Origin of the sequence: Clostridium sp. AF50-3, from assembly GCF_003477445.1 — a bacterium.
Lineage (GTDB): Bacteria > Bacillota > Clostridia > Lachnospirales > Lachnospiraceae > Otoolea > Otoolea fessa.
In genome coordinates this window covers 23,513-46,118 of sequence record NZ_QUDH01000024.1, presented here as the reverse complement: position 1 = coordinate 46,118, position 22,606 = coordinate 23,513, and the positions used below count along the sequence as shown (strand labels likewise).

Sequence of the window (22,606 nt, the reverse complement as noted above, 5' to 3'; positions counted from 1 at the left end):
CATAGCATCCTGGTATGTCTTATCATGTTCCAAACGGGATAAGAGCTTATTTCCGTGTTTGACGCAGACGTTATGGATATGGGTCATGGCACGGAAGCGTTTTTCCATTTCCTGGGAACAAGCTTTGGTATTCAGTAGGATCTGTACGGTATGCATGCGCTCCCTCCTTTCAAGATTTACTATCAGTATGTCGCATCTTAAAAATCGGTTTTTTGCGGATAATACTTTTTGGTCGAAATGATAAAAAGCATTGATTCATCTGGTTAGATAGGAGCGCAAAAAGGCTGGCACAATTCATCTCACGACTAAAAGTCACGAGCATTCTTGTGCCATGCTGTAAAAAAAATTAATGGGATGCCATGCGTTTTCTGCCGACGATTATTCGGCTGTGTGTCACATACTGAAAGAAATGACTAAAGGAGGGTATCATTGTGTCGGAAACTGCTAATCATACCGTAGATATTACAGATCAGTGCGTCCGGCAGTTGATCTTTTATCTGCATGCGACCAGCCTTTTGGACGGAATCCGCCCGGATGACCTTGCGAAGACGCATGAGACGTTAAAACTTCTGGCGAAGGAAGCCGGGATCGATTTGAAGGATCCGGATAACGGAAAGGTCCGGGAACATGTGAAGGATGCCACCAAGCTCATCATGGAGCGAACCGGTCTGATCGAAAAACAAGAGGACGGGACATACCGGATCCCGAATGAGCAACTTTATAAGGATACCATTTATACCATCGGTCTCCGTCTTGACCGGGAACGCGCCCTGCGCGCCATGCTGGACGTCAGCACGAAGATTCAGGAAAAGGCGTTAAAGGCAGCCCTCGGCATTGTTAGAAGTGATCGGGATATCGCAAAGTCCGTGTCCGAGACCCTGAAGGAGCATGACGGTATCATGCGCCTTGCGGAAGCGGTCGTGCAAAACGCGAAAGAAAGCCGCCTGAGCCGGGCCGCCGATTTTCTGGCGGATGAAAATGTCCGGGGTTTCGCGGAGGAGATCTGCCGGTATACAAAGGAGGCAGCGAGCCAGGCATCCGCAGTCCATTCTACAGCAAAAAAAGTTCTGGAAACGGCGAAGAAGGTATCGGATGAAACTTACCTTGCGACCACGCAGGTCCTGGCACACCCGGAGCTTTATGGAGACACGGTGGAAGAAACCGCCAAAGAAGTGGATTCTGTCTGGAACCGGAATGAATCTGCCATGGCACGTCTGATAGACGGGGTTAGAAGCTTAGCCAGGCTGGACTACGACATTCCGCTCTTGTCCGGATTCCTGGATGTCCATAAAGAACTTTTCCCGGAAATGCCGAAACTTCGCTATGAGGATATCAGTAATGAAGCGAAAGAAAAGATCGGCGACCGGCGTAACTGTTGGCAGATCAGTTTGGTGAACGGGGCGACCAGCGTATTTGGCAGTATCGTTACCGTAACGCGTGGGAAGCTGGTAAAAGCCCTGGAGAAGCACCGTCCGGAAATTTCCCGCCGAGAGAAAGAAGGCCAGTTTTTAAGGCGTTTTTACCAGAACGCGGTTGTAAACCTTCTTACCAAGGGAGATGCATGGTTAAGGACCCGGTATGAGGCTTCCTTGAGCGGAGTCTACAAGATGGACGATATCTGTATGCAGGTTTACGATCTCCGGCTAAAGAACCTGGAGCGGGAGCGTGACCCGAAAGAAAACGGACTGGACTTTGCGAAGGCATTTTCGGAATCGAACTTATGGCGCTGCGGTATCAGCAGAAATATCCCCGGATGGTTCCGCTATATGCAGACCGGACCGGAAGACCGGGCGTGGACACTGGCCTCGTTAAAGGCCGGGATCCGCGTTTCCGAGGAAGGTGTCAAATGGGACAGTACCCTGGCGAAGGCCGGGGCGGAGAAGATCTATCGTGCCTATATACATGGGGATCCGGGTCATCCGCGCTGGAAAAAGGACATAGCGCGTCTGGAAGAATCCCTGATCCACGAACATGAAGCGGCAAAGGAGCAGATGGAGCATTTAAGGGCGGCCCATGGAAGGACGAAACTGAGCGAGTATACGGCTCTTAATCCGGATCTCGCAAATGAGCAGGAGCGTGACGAAAAGGAAAAATATTTTAAAACGGATGAAGCCGGGTATCTGGCAGCGGATATGAATGAGGTCCAAAGAGACCATAAATACCTCTGCATCCGGAATGGACGGGGCGTTTCCCTGATGGAATTTCCGGATCCGGAAGAGAAGGAGATGGACAGCCAAAAAAGGGAGCAAGTCGAAACGACTGCGTCGGTCGGTATCCTTGGGAAAAACGGCTATTGTTCTGCCATCCGGACTGCCTACGACACGGACCACACCAGGAATGCTGAAAAATCAAAGCGTGCCACCCTGCAGTCTACAAAACAGGCTGCTACCGGAATGCTTGTGAGCGAAGTGTTGCAAGCGTACGCGCGTACGGGTGAAAAGGATGCATTCCGCGCGGAAAACCGGGAAATCTGTCAAAAGATGATCGGTCTTGGATATACGGCATCGGTCTGCCTGGATGGTATCCGGTTTACAGATCCGGACGGGATACGCGGCCATCATTTTGAGATCCGGCTTGGACGCGACAATTTTCCGATGGAAGCCGCCGTGTACGCAGGCCGTTTAAAAGACGGGATACTGGACGCAGTTGTGGAACGTCACGATCTGCGGGAGAGCATCGAAGCCGCAAAGGAACTCGAAAAGCGTTCCCTGAAAGACCCAATTTACCAGTTTGCGAAGCGGACCGGCGCCATTCAGAGTTCTCGCTCGGATGCCCTCCTGGCCGCAGTGCATAACGTAAAGGAGATTGGCACGGATGAGGTGCTGGATCTTCAATCGAGGGAGCGGAAAACAGAATATGCGGACCGCCTGCTTGGACAGTTTGATCCGGAAGCCATTCGAATGGAACAGAAAACATGCATGGAGGCGGTCCGGGACTTAAAAGAGCTGGTCAGGCGGGATCCGGAGCTTGCATGGTGTAAGACTGTCCTGCCGGACTGTGAACGGATGGAAGATGGAATCACCGGACATGCGATGGATGGCACGGTAGTCAGGATGTCGTCGGACGGTCAGATTGTGGCAGAGCAGAACACCGCAGCGTCCGTGAAAGCGATGGGGCAGGTGTTGGAGGCGCTGCAAAGGATGCAGGGAACATCAGGCCCCAGACCTGCCTTTTCAGAACAGGACAAAACCCCCGAAACGGAGGAAATCAATGCTTCCGGATATGATCGGTAAACCACATCCGGCAGTTGATCGGCCACATACTGAAAGAAATGAACATAAAGGGAGGAAGTTTCTATGGCAGCACCAGATCCGGAAGAGCGGAAACTGATTGAACATTGCAAGAATTATATCGTGGCCTGCGGGGTCCTGCGCGGGATCCAGTATGAAAATATCGCTTCCATGCAGGACGCGATGAAAAGAATAGCGGATGCCTATCAGGTGGACTTAACGGTCGGGGAGGGCCGGATGAAATTTCAGGAAGGCTGCCGGAAAGCAGCTTATGAATACCTGGAGGGCGAAGGGATCATCGCAAAAGATGATGTTTTAGGGAAAAACCCGGATGGAACCGATAAGGTCACCTACCATATCGTACCGGGAAAGGAACAGGATTACAAAGACGCCATCTACAGGGCGGAGCATCAGCGGAAGAACGCGAGGAACCTGGGGCATTTTCTCGCTGCAGCAGAAAAGGCAAAGGATACGGGCGATTTTCTCATGAAGTGTGTCCATGTTCTTGGGCTGTCGCCACAGCCAGCTATCAAACTCTTCGGCCATGTGGTAGCGTTCGCCTCCAAGGTATCCGATATGGCGGACCAGTTCGATGAGACGAAAGCGGATATCGTAAAGCGTGCCGCACAGGCAGCGTCGGATGCAGTGTACGGGACGGCAGACCATGCCGAGGAACTGCAAAAGGGCATCGGAAACGCAAAGGATGTTACTGCACAAATCGCAAAATCCGCAGATGAGATTCTATACAAACAGGCATGCGCCCCGACGAATTCCATTCAGGAAGCCCGTTTCACGAAACGGATGGGGAAATCGGCTGATAAAACGTATGAACGCGTCATGACACCGCATCCGGAACGGAGACAGAAGCTTTGGGAGATGGCAGAGACTCTGCGCCATATCACGGACGGACGCCAGGAGGATATCTTTGCGGCATTTGCGGATCTGGATGAAGTGCTACGCCCCGGACAGAAAAAGATCACAAAAGATGATATCAGCCAGACAGCGAAGGACGATACCAGGTTCCGGCTGGGCGATGTGAACCCGTTTTTAGAATCCGTCTGCCGGACACCGGAGCTGCTCAAAAACCAACTGATGGCCATGAGAAGTTTCCGTTTCTTAGACAAGCTGACAAAACGGCGGTCGGAGCGCCTTGCAACGTGTTTGATGCCGGAGCCCATCTTCCTCTGGTACCGGAACCGCCTGGCAAGAAAGGAATCCCTCCATTATGAACGTACCATGCAGAAAGAATCCGTCAAAAACAGCCGTTTTGACCAGGCACAGATCGGGATCGCGCATTTCAATGCCACTCATCAGGAGCAGGGCAGTGCCAGGCCAGGGGAGAGAACTACGCGTACGAATACGCAGGCTTAAACGTATACCGATGCGGCCGGTCCGGGTTCCTGGTATCCTCCATGCATTTGTTCCGCATGAATACCTTGGACCGGATCTGGGCGATGGCATACATGAAAGCCGGGATGATCGAAAGCGTACAGGGTGTCCGCTACCTGGGAAGACCAAAGGATGAGGCCAGCATGGGGTATGGACGCAGTGAGGTACGCCGGAGAGCGGAAGCAGTCTTCCATTCCTACGTGGACGGGAAACCGATGCATGAATTAAGCCGGGTATGCGATCAGATGGAAGCGGATTTTATCGGAGAGCATTCTGCCATGATCGACCGGATCGCGGCGGAACGGGAGCGGCAGGGCCTGACTCCTTTACAGGAAGTGTCCCACCTCAATGAGAATTTCGATAATGCCCGGGATGACGGTAAAAAAGACCATGCGGATGTGGAAGTCGTGGACGCGGCAGAGATCGACGGGCTGGATGTCACGGCTCTTCGCAAAACACTCGGGAAGGACGGCTTTTTCATCCGCGACAACGGAAGCGTGGCGCTTTATCTCTTTCAGGAAGATAAAGGTGTGGTCGCGCTCGTGGATGAATGGGAGAACGTCACGGACATGCGCCTGACCCTGGACGGATATCATCGGAACAATGAAACAAAAGATGTGTTTAAAAAACGTTACGCGGAAACGCGGGATGGATTACGGGCCGATTCCGCACTGCATCATGTCGGTGTTAAGATCCAGAATCAAGACGTGATGGAAATCCTGCGCGGACGATGGGAACCGTTTATCGCAGATGCGCTGAAAAACGGATGCGAAGCACAGGCCAGAAGCACGGAGCGAGGGACGGTTTTGAAACTGACGGACGAAAGGACTGGAGTATCCATGGAAGTCTGTGAACAGGATCCGGAGCACGGATACCATGGAGCGACCGTGACGCGCTTTGCAAAGGAAATCGCCGGAAAAGAATTTCGGGATATACTCCAGCAGGCAGGACTTACAGAGGATGACGTAGATCATTGTATGGTTTCAACAGAGTCCCTGTCACCGGCAGAACAGAAGATCCTGGCGGTAGCCGATCCGCAGGGACGACTGGGAGCGCTGACCAAACAGACGGAACGCTTCTTAACCCATGTGGATGCGAAAGAAATCTTACATGCGGATCAGAGGGAGAGAGCGATTTCAGGATTGAGGGAAATGCTTATATCAGAACGTGCGGATGAACTGCACACCATTGCGGAGCGTTATCAGCAAAAGCTGCGGGATTATCAGGAGTTAAGCCGGACGGATCCGTTATTGGCATATTGCAGGATAGCAATGCCGGACTGCACCAGAAATGGGGACATGCTTGTTACGTATGCAGCAGATGGGACTAAGGTGTGTATAGGAGAAGATATGCTGCCGGGAGGTCCTGTAAACAGTCGCGAAGGCAAAAGAACATACGCTATGATGGTACAGTGCCTGAATGAGTTTGAGCAGGAGATGCCCGACCAGGATTTGAGAGATTTTGCCGAAAACGAACAAACTCATGACAGGTAACGCAGAGCTGATAGAGAGCGCCGTTTAGAGGGTGTTCCCGGGGAACACCCTTGCGGTATTTTTAGGTAATTTATATTTCAGACAGTTTAAAGTCAAAAGGAGATATATGAAGCAATATAGAATTACATATGAAGCATTGTTTTTGCCAAGACCGTTAAAGGGATTTGAATATAAAGGAAAACATATTGAAGCATTAGCCTTGTACTTTCTTTACAGATATTTTGATTCCAAAACAGGGAAAGAAATTTTCTTCAAACAGGGAGAACAACCTGTTAGAGAATTTAATTGTAGCATAAATAAAGAGCATCTTTATCAAATGACTCCGTTACATAGAACAGATTGCAAGGTAACATACAAACTATATGAGTGTTATATCTATTCCAGACTGGAACAGAACCCAGAGATGATTTCTTGTGAAGATGCTCTGGATATTTTAAAAGAAAATTATCAGTTGTGGGATAATTTTAACAATAAACCTACTCAATGCACATCTTATGGAATGGTTAAAATCAATGGACACAAAAAATATGAACAAATTTGACAAGTAACTTAAAAAGAGTTGCAATTAAAATAACATCACAATAGGAGGGTGAAGACAATGACATATATTGAAAAAGTGTCACATTGCCCGGTTGTAATTCGGGAATATACTACGTCAAAGAAACTTCCTCCGGTCATTTCTAATAATTATAAGTTGAAAACCGTAGTGATTGATGGAAGGAAATGCATCTTTGCTGAACCATCTGCGGATATCAGCCTTTCTGCGATCAGAAAACAACAGAAATTATTGGAAAATTTAACATAACTTCCGAGAATTCCCTCGCCTCCGCAGGCGGTGGGATGAATCGGCCAGATTTGAAAATATTAGGTAGATCGGACGGATTTTATTTCTGTCCGTCTTTTTTTTGACCCAAAAGAGCTATTCGCAAAACAAAAATGTGAAAAGATAAGACCTACTGAGAATGCGGAACAGATGAAGTTCATGCTTTCTGGGGTAATTGTGCGCAAAAAGTGTATGATTTTCAGGGATTTTTAGTATGTTCCCCGCATACGCGGGGATGCACTTTAGCCATGAGAAAGAGAGCACATTTACACTGCATGTTCCCCGCATACGCGGGGATGCACTCTGTCGAAACTGCCCCACCTGGGGCGGCCGATCATATTTGTACTTACACCCCCCGAATGGGAAAAAAGCACTTTCCAGAACATATGATCTATGATACAATGATAGAATGAGATGTCACCATAACGGTAGGCGGCTTGGACCCTCTGGCTTTGCAACTAATAACCAGGAGGGTACATATTTTTGAGCCCTCCTTTTTTGCATATGGAGGGTACAGATATGGATATGATTGAGATACTCAAGGCGGTTTTAGAAATCGCCGGCGGACTTGCACTGATCGGTGCATGCGTCGCCATTTCCGTAAATGTCAAAATCGTAATTCGCCTTGAAAAACCAAGGAAAGCACGAAAAAAGTCAAAAAAATAACCGCCCAGTCCTCGCAAAACTAGCGGTTATTTTTTAATCATATTTTCGAGGGCCAATCCGTCTATCGGTGGCATCTCTGCTATTATCTATACTATACCATCCAGCTCGGAAAAATGCAAGCCTTCAGAAAAATCCCCGGCAAATTTCTGTTACCAAAAGTAGATGCCGAATCTTCTTGCTTCCATGATAAACTGAATGCGTTTTGTCGCAAAAATTATATAGAAAATGCTACAGAACACTGGAACGCATGACTATTACGAATTGTCTATGCGTAGAATAATGCGCGGATGAGGCTAATTACGGGTATCCGCAATAAGTGGTTGAAAATCCGCCCTCGCCGGATCCTGCAAGACCACAGATCAGGCTGAAATCCCGGCAAATTTCTGTTACCAAAAAGTGTTATCCGCAAAACCAAGATCAAAAACTCATCTCGTATTCACCGTCTGCGTCGCCATACTATTTATACGACTATTGAATTAAGGATATCGAGAAAGGAAAAACGCAAATGTTTAGTGTGCGAGGACCATGATGCTGATGTAGATTGGAATAAAATGATAATACTTTTAAATGAAAATTTCGAGGGAGAAATGAAAATGAAAATAAATATAGCTGAACTACCCAGTAAAATGTGTGATAAAATCATGGAAATATTAGGGTGGTTTTTCAAACCATTGCTCAAAATGCTCCTTACTTTTTTAATGGTAGCATTAACAACAGGTATTTATTGCGGAGGATATGTTTATGATGCCTTTTTGGGAGACAGCCTTATTCACTTTGGACATTTTATTGGGAAGAAATGCCCTAAAATTAAAAAGAAGGATCTAATTCAACAAATATGGAGTAAAATTCAACCAAAGGATTTATACTTGCGTTATGAAACGCCATTACTTACGTACGATTTGTGCTATACAACAATTATCGTAGCATGGCTGGCATTCGATAGCAAAGGATTTTGGGGTGCGATAGCGGTAGATTTTTTGTATGTATTTATTTACCTCGTCGGGATGATTCGAAGATGCGGACGGAGGGAACGGTATTTTGAAAAAATTCTTAATCACAATAAAGAATTTTTGACGCTATCATTTTTGCCGTTGGGATTTTTAGCTACATCTTTAGGAGCCGCTATTTCAATTTTAGAGTTTATTGATCCAACTTACGATGTCAAAACGATGGCATTGACTAATTTGCAGAGAGTGGGAGAAGAGATACTAACTCTTTTTTTAAGCAGCCATGCAACAGCGAATGCTTTGGCGGTGTTATTAGAGATTGCTCTCGTGATGATACTATTTTTCATAATGTGTTATGTTTTAAGTCTTCCGGTTCAGTTGATTGCGTACCTGGGTCTCTCGATTATTAATCATTTCAACAAATATAAAACGGGATATAAAGTTTTATACGGTACATATGTGAAATTGTCAGATCCAATTCTGAAATGGCTGCATTCTTCTTAAGTAAAACCGATAAAAATTAATGCACATTTCGCAGTCCATAAAGAAGAGCCGCGGCGGGCTAATGCCTATGCCGCGGCTCTTTGCGCTATGCAAAACGATTATTTGAACAGTACACATACTCCAAAATCATTCCAACTGTCAATACGGGAATCTAAACCACCTTTTTCTTTATCATAACCATGGAAATGATTATATACCAAGTTACCAAAAGAATAGCTGGTCATACCCCAGGAATGGCCGATACCGATATCCTGATAGCGGTACTGGTTCGGATCTACATGATTCTTATCCGGAACATTGATGCTGGTAGCGACATAGAGGCATTCCTCAGAATGTGCCACCTCACGTCCGCCAATCTCCAAAACACCATGTTTATTCACATAATAACCATCCGGAGTGGTGGTATCCGCAAGAAGATATCCCTCATCATTCAAAGCGATCGCTTCGACATCAACGTTGTCGTATGCTAAGAAATACCAACCACCATGAGTGCGGGTCCATCTGGAACCGACAGCGTCGATCATTTTTAAATTGGTAACACCGTTATTCCATTCAGGTTTGGAAGAATCAACAAGAACATTGCAAAGCTCGTCTAATGACATTTTAGAGGAATCTTGGAGATCTCCTCTATATAAATAAGCAACGATTTCTTTCGAGGATGGTCTGCTTGTATTAGCTGTAGTTACCGTACTCTTCGTCTGCACGACTCCGTTCTGAATCCACTGACCATCTGAGTTTACCTGATACCCGTCTGGGGTTGTGCCGTTGGTCGCGATATAGCCGTTGCCGTCGAAGTAATAGCACTCAGCAACGCCATCTCCATTTCCGTCAACCCACTGCCATCCGTTTGCATACCAAGTGCTGTTATCAGCATTGGTACCATACCACCAGCCAGTGTTATTTTTCTGCCAGCCGGCCGCAAAAGCCGGAACCGCCGCCATAACACTCATCATCAGTGCTGCAGAAAGGACGGCTGTCATTTTTAATCTTTTTTTTAACATAAGTAATCCTCCTTTTTCTATTCGATCCTATATATATTATACGACATTTACCGCCGTTTCCCAATAAAAAGATCGAATTTTTTATTGTCGAATTCAGTATGTATGATTTTAATCAATGTGTATTTTTGCGGATAACACTTTTTGGTCATTTATATCATCAAAAGCCTCGCAAACCGCGTGATATAAAAACTTAATTTTAAATTTCCAAAAACGGCAGAACAATCAATAAAATAAGACATACTGAAAATACGGATATTTTAAAGAGAGGAGACAACGTATCAGATGAAGAAGATGAAACGGGTTACAGCGGGGTTCCTCGCTGCGACTTTAGTACTCGGAAATTCCATGGATGCTTTGGCGGCTTCCGGATATGGGCAGTTCCACAATGCGGTCACCCTGCCGTTTGCGGAACGGACCTTTGCAAGCGATGCACAGAGCCAGATTGATGCAGACATGGGACTAAATAAAGCTGGTTATTGGGTAGCCACCGGCCTTGCCGAAGAGATGACCAGTACCCTGCGAAGTTCCAGCGCCCCAAAAGGCATCCAGGAACCGTTAGGTTATGGCAAATGGTGGTACAGAAAGCATGGGGATGTTAGCATAAAGGGGGTTAGGTATCGGAAAGATCCAACAAAAAGAATTAACGTGGATTTTTCCAAGCTTGCAGGGCATTACAATTCCTGTATTGAGAACCACGCTTCCAATGAAGTCAGTACCACGCAGACCAACGGGGTAAAATACGAAGGTCCAATCGGATGCCAGGCATTTGCGGATTATGCGTATTTACCGGTTACAGGGGCCTATCCGGATTTTATTGCGCAAAGTTCCGGAGATACTCAGACATTAAAATTTAAGATGCTTTTGATGTCACTGCTTCATGCGAACCATCCGATCCCGTCGGGCGCAGAATGGGATTCCAGGTGGGATACGCAGTACAGTATTATGCTGTTTTATTTCACGCGTATTATAGAAGCAAATGGATTTAGAAACGGTGTGTTATCATCTCCGGAAGCGGATTATAACGAATTGTGCGCATTTGCCCGTGGCGACATTGTTATGAAGTATATCAATCCAAATAATGCCGGGGAGAATCTTTTTGATGATTTTATCGGGAACCCGGAAGTGAAGGATTACTTTGTCAAACAATGGAAAGCAGCCGCATTTCTGACATATTTTGGTTATGAAATTGCAGATGGCAGCAATTCCGGCGGTTCCTCCGGAGGAAAGGCAGCAAAAGGACCGTCAGATGGCTCCGGCAATTCGCCGGGAGCATTGGAAACCGGCGTGGCAATCACCTTGCCTCTTACCCCGACTGCGCCGAGTGCAGATGGCGGATATGAGCGGCATTTTGATTATGGGGTTGAAAACTCCGTTGATGATGTGAAATTAAGCCCGGCGCCGGATATCATCCGTGATTATTTCACGAACCTTACGGTAAAATTACCGTCGGACAGCAAGATCAAATTCACGAAATCCGGAACACAGTTGATCTTCACCGCCCCGACTGCAGAGGAACTGGATAATGGGCTTGGCAACCTGGAGATTCTGCTCGGTGAAGACGGCAGCGCATTCCGTGAGGAGTCAAAGACAATGGCACCGGGCGGCCTGGTATCCATGCGTTCCTCGTCTACGTCAGAAGATATGACCGATCTGGCGATCGGCGGTGGTCAGCTGCGTTTCGGCGGATACACATTACCGTTCAAGGCGACTCCCGGGCACTATAGCGGTGGCGGAGGGGAGACGCTTCCAGACGAACCAACCCCGATCGTCCGTTACCAGCATACGGAAACATTCCAGGCGGACTATACGGTTAATTTGAGAAAATTCGATTCTGAAACCGGAAAGGGATTAAAAGGCTCCCATTTTGATATCCTGGAGGCATTCCCGGATGCGAATGGACAGCTTGGCGCCACGGAGCTTGAATCCGAAGAAAACTGGGGCAATGACAATGGCAGCCAGTTTTTAAAATGGAAGGGATGGGACTATGGTTCCGGAAATCCGGATGGCGATCAGGGCGATGACCCGTGTAACATTGATGATGACGTAACGGACACCAATGGACTTTTAAAATATTCTGCCGGTACCGGAACGGCCCATACAGATACGAAGACGTATACATACACGAAGGGCTTTTGCGGCGGACATCCGGCAAAACCAGAACCGCAAGAAGATCCGGAAACCGGGGAAATCCTAAACGAGGATGAAATTGAGGACTGGGAGAATGAAGTTGCCACCTGTGAAGAGTTGATCTCGGAATCCAATACCGGATACTTCTGCGCAACAGCAGAAAATGGCTATGAGAATGGTGAAGATGAAGATGGTTCAGAATCCAAAAAAGAAATGGAAGACGACCGGGATAAATATTATGAACAGTTCATCAGCCTGACCTATGACTATTCCGCAAAAGAGATCAAAGCAAGAGACGGATACATCCTACATGATATCCATACGGATGATATTCCGATCGAGACGAAGACCGTAACCAGTTCCCAGTATAAGGATTACAATGATTCCTGCGGTGGGAATGTGACGAATCTCCCGCACCAGGACAGCCCGTCCGGTGGAAATTCCGGCGGAGGCGGCGGAGGCGGGTCGGAAGATCCGGATGAAGATATAGATAATGATTACGAATACGAGGAGTATAAGTATACCGGTACGATCACCGCGATAAATTCCAGTAAGATTACGATCAAAAGTGATGACGGGGATCAGTATCGCTACTCCACGGATAAAATATACGATCTTCTTTCCGAGGAGGACATCGAGCATTTAACCAAGGGATGCCGCGTATCCGTATCAATCATTGCATTCCAGGGCGAGGAATATATTGACTATTTTGAATTTTCAACCGATCCGGATGCTTACAAAGACCCGAAAAAATCACGTAAGTTGGCACAGCAGATAAACGATGCTGTTACACTGGCAGCTGATACGGAAGAAAGCAAAGATGCCGGGCAGCCTGATAAGAGCGTGACAGCGGACGTATACGTATCAAGTACAGCAGGGAAACGGGTAACGATCGCTACCGCATCGGATGCGGAGGGAATGCCGGATATAGAAGGGGACGATTACTTCAGGCATCTGGCGGACTTTGAAGCTTCCTATCAGGAAAGCAGCAAAAACAATGCGGAACCGGACGAGGATGATGCCGCGGAAGAAACCATCTCGGATATAGAGCTGGCAAACGATCTGGACCTTCGCGGTTCAGTCGCGGAAGTATCCGTCGAAAAAGCAACAGCCTCCAATGCAACTGCTTCAGATGCGGATCTAAGCACTGCCATTCAGACAGAAAAAGAAGGCTGGATCCAGACAGTCGTTAAAAATGTACAGGAGCTTGTGGAACAGTTCTTCACCATGTGCCAGAATGGGATCCGTTATGCGATTTCATTATTTGCAGCCGATGACGATGGCGGTTCTGGGGCATCACATCCTGTCCGCGACAGCGTAAAATGGACTCCGGATGGCCCGGGAAATTATGTGACGCCGCTTGCATCCGATATTGTGGATCATACATTTACCGTATTTGATCACCGGACAGAAGGCGAAGTCCACATCAACAAGCGGGATCTGGATCTGGAAATGAAAAATTCGGGTCAGTATGATTCCTACGCAGACGAAAACGGAGATGGAACGCTGGAAGGCGCCGTTTACGGATTGTTTGCAAAAGAAGACATTATCCACCCGGACGGTCATACGGACGTCGTCTATCAGAAAGATGATCTTGTGGCAGTTGCTACAACCGACCGAAACGGAGATGCCTCTTTCATGGTATTTACGGAAGCACCGGGCAGTACATATGATTACGACCAGGGCGCAATTATAAAACGCACAGACTCTCCGTTTGATGGGCCGGATAACCTGCATAAATCACAGCCGGATGGCGATGCTGTATCGGAAGATAATGAAGCTTATATTGGACACGATTCAAATAATCAGGAGATGTCACTGACAGATTCAGATGAAGGGGATGCCACCGTTTATTATAAGCATTCTTCCAATCAGGACGGCATTGAGGGGCTTCATGGCGGACACGAGGTATATCCGATCCTCAATAATGAAGAGAACAATGGAAATTGTTGGATCGGGCGTCCTCTGATCGCAAATCCGAATGGCAGTAACTACTATATTAAAGAACTTTCCCGATCAGAGGGCTATGAGCTTTCCGTTACCGGTAAAACAAATGAGGTAACAAATGGAAAGGGCAGCCAGAATACGGAAAAAGACACCCAGATGGTTACGGTCGGAAGCCTGACAGAAGATAATGCGAAAAACGGCTGGACATTTTCTGTCATCGGAAAGAACTTAACTGGAGATGTCCATATCAGCGCGTCTTCTAAAGAAGGGGCTGAATTTGTTGCGACGACCCTTGTGGAAGAACCATGCGAAATTGAAGTGGAAGAAAAAACAGAAGTAAAAACACCGGTTATTGGGGTAAAAGATACCCAGGTCATTTTAAATGGAGGTCCGGTGGAAGCTTCCGTGGGCGATTCCGTAAATGTCAATGGTACTTCTTATACGGTGACAAATGTAAGTGCAAAAGAAGAACAGACAATGGGCGCGATCCCGGCCAACACCAAAATGTTCGGGCTTCCATCCGCTACGACTTATAACTCAGCTGACGTAAATGATTTTATTACAAAGTACAATCAGGCGTTATTGGATATGGGCTACCGAACACCGGATGCAAATGCGCCATGGATCCGTGTTAAGATTTCAGGAACATCCGATACGGATTGGATCGCTGTTTTATCCGGCGCTATGCGGGACTATGGGCTGATCTATTTTAACCGCGTCCGTATTGTGGATGCAGTGGCCAATTCAGATGGAAGCACAAGTCTGATTATCCGGTATGATTATGCGACAAAGAAAGAGCCGTCTTCCTGCGTATATAATCCAGACCAAGCTGCATTATATGTAAAACAGGATAGTGGAAGCGGATACTTTGTTTACGTGAAGGTACCGTTAGACAGTGCGGATATCATTTCGGTAGATAGAAACGACGAAGGATTTGTCAAATCCGCAATCCTTAAAAAGTTTACTGCATCATGCGGCACATCCTATCCGAACGCATTGCCGGCTCAGGATGGATATGCGAAAACTTATACGGAAGCAAAATCTTATTGGCTTTATGATGGGGTTATGCAGCAGTTCAATAACAACGGAACACTGGCAACAACCAGTTCCTGGGTGACTACAACGCATAAGGAACCATCCACGCAGCTGGTGGAAAAAACGACGGTGCTTCCGTTTGAGTACGCGGACGGCAACTATATGGTAACGATCCCGAAGAATCTGTTCGGTACAGGAGCCGTTGGCAAAGTAACAATCCGTATGCAGGGTAAGGAGAACAGTAAATGGTATTACCGGTTTAACAAACCGATTTTATCTTATGTACCCGTAAATGAAAATGAAGACAGTTATATCGGTACGGCAACCTTGTCCTGGAAAAATGAAAAAACGATTGTGGATGACGCAGCAACGATTGCCAAACCATTAGGAGTGAATGAGCGTTCCCTCCGCCAGAAGATCCGCATCGATAAGGACATCCAGAAGCTCAAAGAATCCAAGAGCGTCTGGTACTGTCTGAATTGTGGCTACGAAAACGCAGACGGAGATGCCATCTGTGGCTTCTGCGGCCATAACCGGACCACAGAGGAAACAAGGACCATCGACTATGCCCATGACACCTACGGGGCAGTCCATTCCGAAAACATTTCCGCCGACCGCGAGGACGGCTGGTATGAGACCGCAAAGGACTGGTTCGCGAAACTCTTAAAGCTTGAGAGCAAGGATGAAAGCACCGAGAGCATCGGAAACTTCCGGTTCAAGGCGTACTTAAAATCCAACCTGGAACGTCTCTACCGGAAGGCGGACGGCACCATCACCTGGGTCGACCGGAACGGAAACGAGATGATCCCGCAGTATGAGGATAAGGCGGCGGATGACGGCAATTACGATACCTTTACCTGGAAGTACAAAGGCGCGTTCGACGGAAAGACCGTGGACTTCCCGGAAAAGGATAAGACATCTGCCGACGGCGCGCTGGAATCCTCCAACGTCCAGAAGATCTACACGGAGGTGGAGCATAACAAGGATTCCAAGACCTCTTCCGCAAGGACAAATAACGTATGGGCGTCCTACGGCACCCCGCAGGGCGGAAATACCACGGATGTCGGTGACATCAAGAGTTACACGACCTCCGAGCGCGGCGCATCCGGAGAAGCCGTGAAGGATAATTCCAGCCTTTACAGCTACGACGGGAAGCTCGTGGACGCGGACCGTTCCGACAAGCTCAACGACACGGCCAACAGCGGCTACACCCGCATCCTGGAATCCATCCTCACGACCATCGAGGATGAGGGAACGACCCGGGAAGTGGAGATGTATAATTACGAGAAGTTCTTTGACGCCATCCATGCGGCCAATACCGACATCTGGGATGACGACATGCACTCCACGTATACAGGGGATGCCATGAAGAACTACCCGGGCCAGCACTGGTTCGAGACCTTCTATGAAAAGTACCAGAAGGATGATACGGACCCGGGACACACGAAAGCCAATACCGACGGTGCGGATAAGGACGGTACCGCGGGCGGCGATAAGGATACATCATTCAAACCGTTCCGCTGGATCCGGGAGAACGTATTCGGGTACCGGGACGGTTATGAGAAGTACCCGGCAGACAACAACGGTGTGAACACCGAAGTGACCGCCAATACATCGGATTTTGCAAGGGCGAATGCCGAAGCCTCCGACGCGGTCCGCCAGTTCGCAGTCAAATGGTACCTGCAGGATGAGGCAGCCAAGCTCATGGTCGACAACGGCCAGGGCGAGAACATCGCCTTAAAGGGCGGCACCATCGGATATGACGAAGCAGTTTATGACGAGGCACTCTTTAATGCCATCGCGAAAGCCTATAATTACTTAAAGCCGTTCTACTTCTACGACCTGGATACCATTTACAGTGTAGAATGGGACAGCGTGAAGAACGGCGGCGCGGATAAGGATTACACGACCCTTTCCGCGGATGAGCTGCATAACGGAACGTATTACAATACCTCCAGTTACCTGCCGTACGGTGTCTATATCATCGTGGAGCAGCAGCCGGAAAGACGGGATAAGGACGTCAATGACTGGAAGAACCACAGCTATGACATTGAAAAGCCGAAGGAAGTCATCGTGCCGAGTGTCTATGATGCGGAAAAGAGCAATGACACCAGCGACAACTACGACCCGCATTATAACTTCGATACGGACATGTCCCTGCAGAAACAGGCAAAGGCATCCAATTACCTGATCCGGTTCGGCGAGGAGCTTTCCGCCAATACCGAGAACCAGGATGAACGCGAGTTTGTGATCCGGGCACACGGCTACTACGGAGACTTTGAGGTCTATAAATACGGACTGGACATCGACGGACTTTCCGGGGTCATCACGGCACCGAACGGGGCATACGGCTACCACGGATGGGAGCTGCGCCAGGGATACCGGGATCCGCTTAAGGACTACTACGAGTACGACCACCGCGGCGAAGCCGGTATCACGGAGATCGGCGCGGAACTTGGCGGAAACAATGAGAGCAAGTACCACGGCTATGAGCAGGAGAACGGGAACGGGAAGGATACCGCCAACGGGGAGACCTATGACGGCGATACCCTGCGGAAGCGTTTCTTCTATGCATCCGTATCGGAAGATGACGGTACCGCGGACAATGTCCTCTATAAGGACGGAGCGAAGGATGACAACAACGCGTCCGGCATGAACTGGAAGGATAACATCCCGTCCACGACCGGGGAGCTGACGGCTTATGATAAGCTGTATTCGGCAGCCCTGGTACCGTGGAGCGTGACGGCACCGGCAAACCTGGATATCTACAGTTCCAAAGACTTCACGGGATATGCGGATGTCAAGGAACGGAACCGCTATTACGTATCCTATTTAAGGGTCAACAAGGTGGATTCCGAGACAGGGGAATACATCCTGCATGACGATGCCATCTTCGGGCTTTATGCGGCATCCCGCTATACAAGCTTTGATGAGATCGAGGAGGATGCAAAGCTGATCGAAGACGCGGATGAGAGAGCAAGGTTCCTGATGCAGTTTAAGCCGGGAGACGCGAAGTTTTACCTGAAAGATACCCATATCGTCGGATCAAAGAAGTTCCTGGAGGCCATGGGAGCAACCGACCTGCAGATCTCAACCGGCAGGACAAGGACCCCGATCGTGGAGAGCCAGGAAGATACCGGACATACCTATACGGGCCTTGTAAGGAAAGGCACGCCGGTATGCGTGGAATCCGAACGGATCGACTTATCCGATGACTTTGGAAAGAAGACCGGGCAGATGACCGTCTGGAGTACCAAGGCGGACGTGAAGATGGACGACCCGGTGACCGGGGAGTTAAAGGACTACGGGGACCAGAACATTGGTTACTTTAAGACCAGCCAGCCGGTCAGCGCCGGTGTGTACGTCCTGGCGGAGATCAAACCGCCGGCCGGATACGCAAGGAGCAAGCCGGTAGCCATCGAGGTGTACAGCGATGAGACCAGCTACTATGTGGATGGTGACATGTACGCGAAAGTGGCGGCAGTGCGGTACGAAGGGAACCTCCTGACAGATATCCCGTACGAAAAGTAAGACCAACAGTGACAGGAAGCACGGACTGCAAAATGCGGTCCGTGTTTTCGCGTTCAGGAGCGTAGACAAATTTCCATACTGAACATGCAACAAAAATATGCAGGAATTGAGAAAGGAGAAGTATGAAAGAAGAAAAAAACGAAACAGGAGCATGGCTCAAAGTAGAAGACCTTTATGGAGATGACAGTCCCAAAGAAGGCCAGCTGTGTCTCGGGAAAAAGGAAGACGGAACCATTTGGCTGTATCGCTTTTCCTGGTGGGATGATGTGACAGGCGCATTTTATCCGATGATCAATCCGAATGAAAGCGACCGGGAGTGGGACGAAGATGTAACCGAAATTATGATGCTTGACCGAATTCTTCCGTTCGAAGAATAAGGCGACAAAAAGGAGAAAAAATGAAAATGAATGGAATTCAGGCAAAGCCGCAAAATTTTCGACTAATAGCTCAGAGGACAAAACTGGATTGCGTAGACTTTATGACAATGCTATAATGTAAGTATCGATATAGTTTGTAGAAGGAGGTACGAGATTCCAAATGATTACCTATATGTTAAAACATCAAAATCGAGACGTAGCTTCTTTTGTTTTAGATAGTGACGGGGATTTATATACATTTGAAATACATAATCAAAAGGAGATGCCTATTCTTGGAGATGGGCGTAAGAATCTTGCTGAATGGATACAAAACAGATCAATCCCTGACAGTCGAAAAGACCTAGATGAAATTTTACAAAAAGCTGGGTGCAAAACGGCGCAGGAATATATGATCCATAACCTTGCTCTTAACCTATCCGATTCCTACTGGATTTGTCCTATGGAAGAAAGGGATCTTAAATGGGAAGATATTAATTTGTATCAACATCCAACAGGAGATCTTACCTTTAGAAATCGATTAAATGAATTGTCTTATAAAAAAGTAAAGAATAACTCGTCTTTGACAGGTTCTCTTGAAAAATACAATTCTTATGAAAAAGATGGCTGGCATCTTATTAAAAAGGGGGATCCTAAAATCCCTGCTGGCCTTCAAAATATTAATGAGGCATTTGTATCTATGCTGCATCAACGGCAAGGTTTTACGGAATATACACGATATATTCTAAATTTCGATGCACATGGGATTTGTGAATCCTGCGATTGCAAATATTTTACAGACAAGGATCATGAACTGATATCCGCATACAATGTAACAGGAGGTATTGCCGGATCATCTGAAACGCTAAAGGATGCATATCAAGAGTATATTGATGTTTGTATTGCGAATGGATTAGATCGTAATTATGTTATGCATTTTATGGATTACATGCTTATGACCGACTTTCTTATTACCAATACGGATCGGCATTGGGAAAATTTTGGCGTTTTGAGAGATCCAAATACTCTTAAGTTTTTATCGTTAGCTCCTATATTTGATTCCGGAACTGCCATGTTTTGTGATGATCCATTTGCAAAAACAAGGATTCGTCTTTTGAATACTGGAGTTCATGGAATTTGCGCTTCTCAACAAGAAAATCTGGAATTAGTTCACGACAAAACAGTTGTGGATGCTACTAAACTTCCAACAACAAAAGAAATTGTAGAATTTTATGAGCAACGAGGAATACAGCAAGACAGAGCAGAACAAATTGCGCGATGCTTTGAACTAAAAAAAGATATGTTATTAGAATTCCAGCATGGATTTCAGATAAGTATTCCAAAGGAGTACGAGTACAATGGTATTCCGCCATATAAAGGTGGGGAACCTAATCAAGAATATGTAGGGTTCCGTGATAATGTTCGTTTTGTTGTATTATGTGGAATTCCCGATTCTGGGAAAGAAGAGGTTGGAAGGCAATACATTCGAGATATAGACAAAACAGCATATATACGGACCAATAATATTAGAGAGAGAATTGGACTTGCTCTTGGAGAAGACGAAGAAAAAGTTTTTACTACTGCATATAGACAAATTAAGCAGGCTTTGGAAGACAGAAAAGATGTTATATATATTGCCACAAATCTTAACCGAGAAACACGTAAAAAAGTTTTGGAATTAGCAGATGATGTCCCAGGTGTAGAAAGGATTTTGTCTGTTGTATATAAGGATCCACAGAAAATTGATTCTGACATACCGGGACAAAAGCTAGTGCGCATGGCAGAAATTTTACATGACAATAAGCCAGATATATCTGAAGGCTGGGATGATATTGATATATTTGGCCAGGAACCAAGACATATAGGGAAAGAGACTCACAATTTAGAATCCAAATATGATGCGAGATAAGAAACCTAAAGCCATTGAAAATCCATCCGCCGCATTCTCGTGACTTTAGTCATGAGTTGGGCGGGTGGGCGTTTTTGCGTCTTAGGAAGCTTTTTTATGCTCTGATGACCAAAAAGTGTTATCTGCAAAAATGCCGTCCGGAAATATGTTCCATACTGACGGCGTAACGATTTTTGGAAAGGAGGCTGCGGCATGAAATTAAGCATGACATATTCCGTCAAGATCAAACGGCTGAACCATATCTTTATGGATACCGTCCGCTTATACCGTCAGGCAGTCTCTTTTTTTATGGACGTATGCCTGCAGGAATGGGATACCGTATCTTCCGGGAACGGCCAGAAGGAACGGGTGAACCTGGTGGAATCATTCACGGTAGCCAGCAAGAAGAACCCATCGGTTTCTTATGACTTCGGTGCGGATTTCTACAAGTTCCCGTGCTATTTACGGCGTGCCGCCATTGCGGAAGCTCTTGGCAAGGTTTCCTCCTACCGGAGCAACCTGGCCCGATGGGAAGCCGCCGATCCGGCTTCCCGTGGAGAAAAACCGGGACTGCCGCAGGCAGGAATCATTTATCCGGCCATGTACCGGGAGAACATGTTCCTCCGGACCAGCACGTACCAGGCAGCCTTAAAGGTATTCATCCGGAATACGTGGGACTGGATCCTGGTGGATTTAAGGAAAAGTGATGTGGATTATATCCTGCGTCACTGCGGGAACTACAAGGAATGCGTTCCTACGTTACAGAAACGTGGGAAGGAATGGTTCCTGGACTTTGTGTTCCAGACTACTGTGAAGTTATCGGAAAACCCGGCGGAACGGATCCTGGCAGTAGACTTAGGGTTAAACAGCGCATGTACGTGCAGTGTCATGGACGCAGAGGGCACGGTCCTTGGAAGGGAATTCTTATCCCTTCCAAGAGAATACGACTCCCTGTCCCATGCCATCAGCCACATCAAGCATGCGCAGAAGCTCTGCGCCGGACGTACCCCGAGACTGTGGGCACAGGCAAAAGGTATTAACGATGACATCGCGGTAAAGACCGCGCAGTTTATTGTGGATACAGCCGTCAAATATGACGTGGACTGCATCGTCATGGAACACCTGGACCTTACCGGAAAGAAACGGGGAAGCAAAAAGATGCGTCTCCACCTCTGGAAGGCAAAGTACGTCCAGTCCATGGTCATGGAGAAAGCCCACCGGAATCTGATCCGGGTTGCCAGGGTATGCACATGGAATACGTCAAGGCTTGCCTTTGACGGTTCCGGACGGGTATCCAGGGGAAAGGAAGCGGACCTTCCGAGTTACAGTTTATGCAGGTTCGCATCCGGGAAGCAGTATAACTGCGACCTGAATGCTTCCTATAACATCGGCGCCCGGTATTTTATCCGTGAGCGCTTAAAGACCCTGCCGGCAACGGTGGGGCAGACGGTTACGGCAAAAGTCCCGGAACTGGCCCATAGAAGCACAAATACCTTATCCACGCTGATTAGGCTCATTGCGGAACTGCAGGGATTCACCCCTGCAGCTGACGGTGTCACAGCCGGCTGAGATGAGCCCGTATGGTGGAAGGGCAGTCCGTTTCCCCTAAAGGGAAAAACTCCCTGTGCTGACGTGCACAGGGAGGTATCGGAAAACCGCGACTGGAAAGCGT

The 22,606-nt window shown here is 47.5% G+C and carries 12 protein-coding genes; 11 read left to right on the top strand and 1 reads right to left on the bottom strand.

What is annotated here, in order from left to right; genetic code table 11:
- The first annotated feature begins 431 nt into the window (after positions 1-431).
- The 7 genes from DW085_RS17680 to DW085_RS17655 all read left to right on the top strand — a co-directional run bounded on the left by DW085_RS17680 (position 432) and on the right by DW085_RS17655 (position 9,052).
- Positions 432-3,233 carry a hypothetical protein gene (locus tag DW085_RS17680; RefSeq protein WP_118494215.1) on the top strand — a complete coding sequence of 934 codons (2,802 nt, stop codon included), beginning with the start codon at positions 432-434 and terminating at the stop codon, positions 3,231-3,233.
- A 63-nt stretch (positions 3,234-3,296) separates the two neighbouring features.
- Entirely contained in the window at positions 3,297-4,601 is a 1,305-nt protein-coding gene (locus DW085_RS17675) for a hypothetical protein (RefSeq protein WP_118494212.1), read from the top strand.
- Positions 4,602-4,657: 56 nt separating this feature from the next.
- The gene (locus DW085_RS17670) at positions 4,658-6,112 is read left to right on the top strand and encodes a hypothetical protein (RefSeq protein WP_147353993.1); all 1,455 of its coding nucleotides are present in this window, start codon (positions 4,658-4,660) and stop codon (positions 6,110-6,112) included.
- A gap of 106 nt (positions 6,113-6,218) precedes the next feature.
- Positions 6,219-6,653 (top strand): hypothetical protein, encoded by a 435-nt coding sequence (locus DW085_RS17665; RefSeq protein ID WP_118494206.1) that lies wholly within the window; start codon positions 6,219-6,221, stop codon positions 6,651-6,653.
- A 57-nt stretch (positions 6,654-6,710) separates the two neighbouring features.
- On the top strand, positions 6,711-6,917 hold the full coding sequence (locus DW085_RS17660) for a hypothetical protein (RefSeq protein WP_118494203.1): 207 nt from the start codon (positions 6,711-6,713) through the stop codon (positions 6,915-6,917).
- Between the two features lie 537 nt (positions 6,918-7,454).
- Positions 7,455-7,601 carry a hypothetical protein gene (locus DW085_RS19345; protein WP_182430945.1) on the top strand — a complete coding sequence of 49 codons (147 nt, stop codon included), beginning with the start codon at positions 7,455-7,457 and terminating at the stop codon, positions 7,599-7,601.
- A 593-nt stretch (positions 7,602-8,194) separates the two neighbouring features.
- On the top strand, positions 8,195-9,052 hold the full coding sequence (locus DW085_RS17655; RefSeq protein ID WP_147353992.1) for a hypothetical protein: 858 nt from the start codon (positions 8,195-8,197) through the stop codon (positions 9,050-9,052).
- A 98-nt stretch (positions 9,053-9,150) separates the two neighbouring features.
- Here the strand turns inward: DW085_RS17655 and DW085_RS17650 are convergent, their stop codons facing one another.
- Positions 9,151-10,053 carry a hypothetical protein gene (locus DW085_RS17650; protein WP_118494197.1) on the bottom strand — a complete coding sequence of 301 codons (903 nt, stop codon included), beginning with the start codon at positions 10,051-10,053 and terminating at the stop codon, positions 9,151-9,153.
- A 282-nt stretch (positions 10,054-10,335) separates the two neighbouring features.
- Between DW085_RS17650 and DW085_RS17645 the strand changes: the two genes are divergently transcribed.
- From DW085_RS17645 to DW085_RS17630, 4 genes are all read left to right on the top strand, one after another.
- Positions 10,336-18,693, top strand: a complete 8,358-nt coding sequence (locus DW085_RS17645) for a zinc ribbon domain-containing protein (RefSeq protein ID WP_118494194.1) — start codon at positions 10,336-10,338, stop codon at positions 18,691-18,693.
- Positions 18,694-18,815: 122 nt separating this feature from the next.
- Positions 18,816-19,070, top strand: a complete 255-nt coding sequence (locus DW085_RS17640; protein ID WP_118494191.1) for a hypothetical protein — start codon at positions 18,816-18,818, stop codon at positions 19,068-19,070.
- Positions 19,071-19,230: 160 nt separating this feature from the next.
- Positions 19,231-20,955 carry an AAA family ATPase gene (locus DW085_RS17635; protein WP_118494187.1) on the top strand — a complete coding sequence of 575 codons (1,725 nt, stop codon included), beginning with the start codon at positions 19,231-19,233 and terminating at the stop codon, positions 20,953-20,955.
- A 192-nt stretch (positions 20,956-21,147) separates the two neighbouring features.
- The gene (locus DW085_RS17630; RefSeq protein WP_118494184.1) at positions 21,148-22,503 is read left to right on the top strand and encodes an IS200/IS605 family element transposase accessory protein TnpB; all 1,356 of its coding nucleotides are present in this window, start codon (positions 21,148-21,150) and stop codon (positions 22,501-22,503) included.
- The last annotated feature ends 103 nt before the right edge of the window (positions 22,504-22,606 follow it).